The following is a 1,534-nucleotide window of genomic DNA, read 5'->3' as shown; positions in this document are numbered from 1 at the left end:
AGTGTCTCGTCCTGAAAATGGTTGACACTTTTATTGTTCAAATATAGTTAGTGTTTCAATTTCTAAGAAGTTTTGGATAACTTACAATACCACGATGAAGCGGAGGCAAGCTCTGCTGAGGAGCAACTTGCCAAGGAATAGTCAATTGGTCCGATAGCGTTGCTATTTTCAGGCCGGATCTTTTCAGATTCGATCTTCTTTTTCCAGCTGTATTTATTCCCAATAACGCGTTCGGTATCATGCCTTGGAAAACCTTCGTCATGTACTAGGTTTGGCGTGAGATTATTCCCCAGTCCTTCGTGCGGTCTCATGTCATTATAGATTTTGATGATCTGACTTATATATTTTTGTGCATTGATCCTTGGTTCTCCAGCAATATCATCCAACCATTCTTCTTTAAGAATACCGTTTACTCTTTCTGCTATGGCATTTTCATGTGGGGAGGCAGGCTTTGTCATACTGATCCAGACTTTTTTCTTTTTCAAAAGGTCTGTGTAATCATAACTGCAGTACTGTACCCCCCGGTCTGAGTGATGAATCAGGGAGTATGGTTCAATGTATTTCTGAGATTGAAAAGCCATTTTTAGGGCATCAAGTGCCGATTCAGCCTTTAGGTCCAGAGAAAGATTCCAGCCCACTATTTTCTGGGAATAAGCATCCGTAATAAGATACAGATACATGACCTCCCTGTTCAGCTCGACGTAGGTAATATCGGAAACCCATAACTGGTTAGGCCTGGAGACAACCATGTTTTTAACAAGATTATGGTATTTTCTGAGCCAATGATGACTTTGGGTTGTGAAAAACCTCCTTTTTCTCTTAGTAACCAATAACCCGTTCATACGAAGCAGATCAAACAGTTTATCTCTACCTATTTTGATTTTCAGCTTGGTCAAATCCTTCTGAATTAGTGGGTATAGTTTCCTCAATCCCCATCTGGATGTTTTAGCCTTCTTCCTGATCTTGAAAACAAGACTTAAGACCAAATCTTCCTCAAAGGCCTCCCGGGAAATATATTTTAAAGATTTATAATAGCCTTGTCTGCTCTTGCCAAACAATCCGCAAAGTTGGTCCAAGCTTACCCTTGGTTCTTCTTCTTTGAGTCTTTGAACTGTTTGGCACCAGACTTTTTTTCAAGATCCAGGCCATATTCTTCCTTGGCAATATCGACCATAATCTGATATGCCCTGCCCTTTAACTGGCTAAGTTTAAGCTCTTCTTCAAGTTGCTTAATACGGGCTTTTAACTCACTGTTGGAATCCTGTTTTTCTGACATGTTTCTTAATATAGGAACAGGGTCTTTAGGAACTCTCCTTTCTAGACCAGCAAAAATCCTCATCCATTCCAAGATAGCGGATTTGCTTTTAATTCCATAAACATGCCTTGCTTGTTCTTTGGTCAGAGTACCTGATAGCACTTCGGTAACGATTTTTCTCCTAGCGTCTTCAGAGAATTTTTCTGTTTCTTGCATTTTGTCCGATTATAGGTTTACAATTTTTAATTAAATTGTGTCAACCTATTTCAGTACACGACC

General features: G+C 39.6%; 2 protein-coding genes. Both read right to left on the bottom strand.

All coding sequences use genetic code 11. The features are described 5' to 3' along the window. Nucleotides 1-62 precede the first annotated feature (62 nt). Nucleotides 63-1,076, bottom strand: coding sequence for an IS3 family transposase (locus tag ACFFIP_RS18955; RefSeq protein WP_382389363.1), 1,014 nt, complete (start codon nt 1,074-1,076; stop codon nt 63-65). Nucleotides 1,077-1,078: 2 nt separating this feature from the next. Then, nucleotides 1,079-1,471, bottom strand: a complete 393-nt coding sequence (locus ACFFIP_RS18950) for a hypothetical protein (RefSeq protein WP_382389362.1) — start codon at nt 1,469-1,471, stop codon at nt 1,079-1,081. Nucleotides 1,472-1,534: the final 63 nt, after the last annotated feature.

The sequence above is a fragment of the Fontibacter flavus genome, from assembly GCF_042432905.1.
GTDB classification, from domain to species: Bacteria; Bacteroidota; Bacteroidia; order Cytophagales; family Cyclobacteriaceae; genus Fontibacter; species Fontibacter flavus.
The sequence above is the reverse complement of the archived record's forward strand: the minus strand, read 5'-3'. Positions and strand labels throughout refer to the sequence as shown.

Bases quoted from the DNA above. Each gene is read 5' to 3' on its own strand.
- ACFFIP_RS18950 (WP_382389362.1), bottom strand. From the start codon at position 1,471: ATGCAAGAAACAGAAAAATTCTCTGAAGACGCTAGGAGAAAAATCGTT.